Here is a 4,673-nt window from a genome sequence, read left to right on the forward strand (position 1 = left end):
CGGTGTCCATCGCCCCCAGCCTCGCCCGGCGCCCGGCGACCTGCACGGCCGGGCCCGCCGGTGACGGGCCCGGCTCCGGGGGCGTCAGGCCCGGGCGGCGCGCAGCGCGTCGGCCAGCGCGGTGGCGGGGCGGCCGGTGAGCCGCTGCAGGTCCTGGCTGTCGGTGTGCAGCTCCCCGCGCGCGGTGGAGGCGTCCAGGGCGGCCACGAAGCCGGCGGTGCCCTCGTCCAGGCCCGCGGCGCGCAGGTGCGCGACGTGCTCCTCGGTGCTCAGGTCGCGGTGGGCCACGGGCGTGCCGGTGACCTCGGTGATCGTCGCGGCGAGCTCGGCGAGGGTGAAGGAGGGCCCGCCCAGCTCGTGCACGGCGTCGCCGGTGCCCCCCGCCAGCAGCGCGGCGGCCGCGGCGGCGGCGTAGTCGGCGCGGGTGGCGGCCGAGACGCGCCCGTCGTGCGTGGAGCCGACGACCTCGCCGGCGGCCAGGTGGCGCTCCAGGGAGTCGGTGTAGTTCTCCAGGTACCAGCCGTTGCGCAGCGCGGTGAACGGCACGCCGGAGGCGGCCAGCAGCTCCTCGGTGGCCGCGTGGTCGGGGGCCAGCGGGTTGGCGCTGGTGTCCGCGCGCAGGATGCTCGTGTAGGCGATGCGCTGCACGCCGGCGGCCGCGGCCGCCCGCACGACGTTGCGGTGCTGCTCCACCCGCGCCCCGGGGGCGTCGCCGGAGATCAGCAGCACGCGGTCCACGCCGGCCAGCGCCGGGCCGAGGGTGTCCGGCTCGGAGTGCTCGGCGCGGCGCACCCGCACCCCGCGCGCGGCGAGGTCGTCGAGCTTGGCGGGGGTGCGCGCGAGGGCGACGAGGTCGCCGGGCGCGACGCCGCGCTCGAGCAGGGCCTCGACGACGAGGCGGCCGAGCCTGCCGCTGGCGGCGGTGACGGCGTGGGTGGTCATGGTGCTCTCCTCCGGTGGGCGCTGTCGCTCGTGAGGGCGCTAACCGTCAGAAAGCGCCGGTTGTTCCGGCCGGTGCCTACGATCGGGGGCGTGACCGGCAGCGAGCACCCCGCCCAGCAGCTCGTCGCGGACGTCTTCGCCCGCGGCTGCACCTCCCGCGCCGCCTTCGAGGACGTCACCAGCCGCTGGGCCTCCCTGGTGCTGCTGGCGCTGGGGGAGGGCCGCTACCGCTTCAACGCGCTGCGCCGCAGGGTCGAGGGGGTCAGCGAGAAGATGCTCTCGCAGACCCTGCAGGCCCTGGAGCGCGACGGCATGCTCACCCGCGAGGTCGTCACCGCGATCCCCCCGCGCGTGGAGTACGAGCTGACCCCCCTGGGCGCCGGCGTCGCGCAGCGGCTGCGCGCGCTGGCCGACCTGCTGGAGGCCCACGCCGGGGAGGTGCGGCGCGCGCGCGAGGAGCGCACCGGCGCGCGCTGAACCGGCGCCGCGGACCGGCGCGCGCCGGACCCGCGCCGCGGACCGCCGGGGACGGCGACGGGCGCCGCCCCCGGGAGGGGACGGCGCCCGTCGCGACCGCTGCCGGGGCTCCGGTCAGCCGGCCACGCTGACGTGCTCGTTGGGCACGCAGTGCGTCATCGTCAGGCCCGAGACGTCGCGGGTGCCGTTCTTGCCGAGGTTGGCCAGGCGGGCCTGCTCCTCCTCGCTCAGGGTCTGCGAGGCCAGCGGCGGCAGGTGGCGCACGTCGTCGGGGGAGATGCCCAGGCCCTCGCCCACGCGCAGGCCGTACTCGTCCTCGCACATGAGGAAGTGCCAGACCATGCGCTCCTGGATCTCGCGGTCGCACTGCTCCAGCGCGCCCACGAGGTTCTTCACCAGGTCGTCCTTCTCCCACTGCTCCGACAGCAGGTAGCGCTCGCCGGCCTGCTTGTAGTCGTTGGTGCGGGGGATGCGCTTGCGGGTCAGGCGGCCGGTGATGACCGGGCCCTGCTCGTCGTGCGTGGGGTAGGTGGCCTCCTGCAGGCCCCCGGTGATCGACGGCTCGTAGTTCACGTGCGGGTTGGACCCGACGTTGTCGCGGCCCATCGACATCTGGCCGCCCTGCTGGTTGGTGTTCACCTGCACCTTGGGGCGGTTCACCGGCACCTGCAGGTAGTTCGGGCCGACGCGGTAGCGCTGGGTGTCGGAGTAGGAGAACGTCCGCCCGACGAGCATCTTGTCGTCGGAGAAGTCCAGGCCGTCCACCAGCACGCCGGTGCCGAAGGCGATCTGCTCGTTCTCGGAGAAGTTGTCCGTCACGTTGCGGTCCAGCACCATCTTGCCGACCGGGCGCAGCGGGAACAGCTCCTCCGGCCACACCTTGGTGTCGTCCAGCGGGTCGAAGTCCAGCTCGGGGTGGTCGTGGTCCTCCATGACCTGGACGTGCAGCTCCCACTCGGGGTAGTCGCCGGCCTCGATCGCGTCGTAGAGGTCCTTGGTGTGCGCGCCCAGGGTCTGCGCCTGCACGGCGGCCGCGTCGGCGGCGGTCCACGACTTCACGCCCTGCTTGGGCAGCCAGTGGTACTTCACCAGCACGGTCTCGCCCTGCGCGTTCACCCACTTGTAGGTGTTCACGCCGAAGCCCTGCATGAAGCGGTAGGACGCCGGGGTGCCGCGGGGGCTGAAGACCAGCGTGACCATGTGCATGGCCTCGGGGGTCTGGCTGAAGAAGTCGAAGGCGCGCTGCGCCACCGAAGCCTCGAAGGTCACCGGGTCCGGCTTCTGCGAGTGGATGAAGTCCGGGAACTTGATCGCGTCGCGGATGAAGAAGACGCCGAGGTTGTTGCCGACGAGGTCCCAGTTGCCGTCCTCGGTGTACATCTTCACCGCGAAGCCGCGCGGGTCGCGCGCGGACTCGGAGGAGTCGCGGCCGCCGGCGACGGTGGAGAAGCGGATCGCCAGGTCGGTGCGCTTGCCGGCCTGCTGGAACAGCTTGGCGCGGGTGTACTTGGCGATCGGCTCGTCGCCGAGGGAGCCGTAGGCCTCGAAGTAGCCGTACGCGGTGGTGCCGCGCGCGTGCACGACGCGCTCGGGGATCCGCTCGCGGTCGAAGTGGCTGATCTTCTCGAGGAACTGGTAGTTCTCCAGGGTCGCCGGGCCGCGGGCGCCGACGGTGCGCTGGTTCTGGTTGTCGTAGACGGGGTGGCCCTGACGGTTGGTCAGGACCGGCCGGTCGTCGCCCGGGGCGGACGGCTGGCTGGCGACGTCGGTCATCGCGCTTCCTCTCGTGGTCGTTCCCGCTGCTGCGCGGCGGGTCTTCTCGTCCCGGGTGCTGCCTGAGCGTCCCGGCACTGCGGGCACCGCCCCCAGAACACCACCTCGGCCTCCTCCACCGCGAAACCCGCGGTGTCGGAGGGGGAGAGGCAGGGTGAAGGGCCGACGGTGCAGTCGACGTCGACGGTGCGCCCGCACTCGCGGCACACCAGGTGGTGGTGGTTGTCGCCCACCCGCGCCTCGAAGCGCGCCGGGTGCCCGGCGGGCTCGATGCGCCGGGCCAGCCCGGCGCGGGTGAGGGCGTCCAGGCAGTCGTAGACCGCCTGCGTCGACACCGTCGCCAGCACCGCGCGGGCCCGGTCGACGACCTGGGCCACCGCGAGGTGCTCGCCGGCGGCTGCCGCGCCGTCGAGCACGCCCAGCACCACCGCGCGGGGGCGGGTGGCCCGCAGGCCGCGGGCGCGCAGGCGGTGCTCCGCCGCCTGCGCGCCCGGGGTCGTCGTGTGGTCGTGCACCCCCCGATCCCACCAGGCCAGTCTGGAACGAGTCAAGAAAGGGTCACCTACCCCGCCCGGCCGGCCCCGGGCGCGCGCCCGCCTCAGGGGCGGCGCCAGTCGTCGGAGGTCAGGTGCGAGCCGGCCATCGGCCCCATCTGCAGCATCCCGCCGTCCACCGCGTACGAGGCGCCGGTGACGTAGGAGCCCTCCGGCGAGCACAGCAGCGCCACCACCGCCGCGATCTCGCGGGCGTCACCCGGACGGCGCAGCGGCACCCCGGGGCGCTCCTCGGTGTGCGGGTCCTGGTCCTCCTGCCCCGTCATCGGGGTGGCGATCTCGCCGGGGGCCACGGCGTTGACGGTGATGCCGTGCTCGGCCAGCTCGATCGCCGCCGTGCGCGTCAGCAGCCCCAGCCCGCCCTTGGCCGCGCAGTACGGCGCCGCGCCCACCCGCGGCTGGTGCTCGTGCACGCTGGTGATGTTCACGATCCGCCCGCCGCGCCCGGCGGCGACCATCCGCCGCGCCGCGCGCTGCAGGCACAGGAACGCCCCGTCCAGGTCGGTGGCGATCACCTCGCGCCAGTCGTCGAAGGACAGCTCCAGCAGCGGCGTGGAGGTGCCCGTGCCGGCGTCGTTGACCAGGACCTCCAGGCCCCCCAGGGCCTCGGCGAGCTCGTCGACGACGTCCGCGGCCGCCGGCAGGTCGCGCAGGTCCAGGTGGCGCACCTCCACGCGCCGGCCCAGCTCGCGCACCTGGCGCGCGGTCTCCTCCCCGGCGGACTCGTCGCGGAACCACGTGACGCCCACGTCGTGGCCGCGGCGGGCCAGCTCCACCGCGATGGCCCGGCCGATGCCGGACTCCGATCCGGTGATGACCGCCGGCCCCGGCCGCCCGGCCGGCTCGGCGCTGCGCAGGTCGCGGAAGCCCTCGGCGCTCCGGGCGCTCTCGGTGCTCTGGGTGCTCTGGGTGCTCATGCCCTCCCCC

At 74.6% G+C, this 4,673-nt stretch carries 5 protein-coding genes; 1 reads left to right on the forward strand and 4 read right to left on the reverse strand.

Annotated elements, in window-relative coordinates:
- Positions 1-84 precede the first annotated feature (84 nt).
- Positions 85-942 (reverse strand): NAD(P)H-binding protein, encoded by an 858-nt coding sequence (locus GTR00_RS14850; RefSeq protein ID WP_166612380.1) that lies wholly within the window; start codon positions 940-942, stop codon positions 85-87.
- 90 nt (positions 943-1,032) lie between these two features.
- On the opposite strand from GTR00_RS14850, the gene GTR00_RS14855 reads away from it, so the two are divergent.
- Positions 1,033-1,419 carry a winged helix-turn-helix transcriptional regulator gene (locus tag GTR00_RS14855; RefSeq protein WP_323132497.1) on the forward strand — a complete coding sequence of 129 codons (387 nt, stop codon included), beginning with the start codon at positions 1,033-1,035 and terminating at the stop codon, positions 1,417-1,419.
- Positions 1,420-1,533: 114 nt separating this feature from the next.
- Here GTR00_RS14855 and GTR00_RS14860 read toward each other — a convergent pair whose 3' ends face one another.
- The 3 genes from GTR00_RS14860 to GTR00_RS14870 form a co-directional block, all read right to left on the reverse strand.
- Positions 1,534-3,192, reverse strand: coding sequence for a catalase (locus tag GTR00_RS14860; protein ID WP_166612381.1), 1,659 nt, complete (start codon positions 3,190-3,192; stop codon positions 1,534-1,536).
- The gene (locus GTR00_RS14865) at positions 3,189-3,707 is read right to left on the reverse strand and encodes a Fur family transcriptional regulator (protein ID WP_323132498.1); all 519 of its coding nucleotides are present in this window, start codon (positions 3,705-3,707) and stop codon (positions 3,189-3,191) included. Before GTR00_RS14865 ends, GTR00_RS14860 begins: the two co-directional genes overlap by 4 nt.
- Before the next feature lie 83 nt (positions 3,708-3,790).
- Positions 3,791-4,663 (reverse strand): SDR family oxidoreductase, encoded by an 873-nt coding sequence (locus GTR00_RS14870; protein WP_166612382.1) that lies wholly within the window; start codon positions 4,661-4,663, stop codon positions 3,791-3,793.
- Positions 4,664-4,673 lie beyond the last annotated feature (10 nt).

The sequence above is a fragment of the Kineococcus indalonis genome (genome assembly GCF_009906395.1).
Taxonomy (GTDB): domain Bacteria; phylum Actinomycetota; class Actinomycetes; order Actinomycetales; family Kineococcaceae; genus Kineococcus; species Kineococcus indalonis.

What these genes read in the sequence shown, in the direction of transcription:
- GTR00_RS14850 (WP_166612380.1), bottom strand. Translation starts at nt 942, where the DNA reads ATGACCACCCACGCCGTCACCGCCGCCAGCGGCAGGCTCGGCCGCCTC.
- GTR00_RS14860 (WP_166612381.1), bottom strand. Translation starts at nt 3,192, where the DNA reads ATGACCGACGTCGCCAGCCAGCCGTCCGCCCCGGGCGACGACCGGCCG.
- GTR00_RS14870 (WP_166612382.1), bottom strand. Translation starts at nt 4,663, where the DNA reads ATGAGCACCCAGAGCACCCAGAGCACCGAGAGCGCCCGGAGCGCCGAG.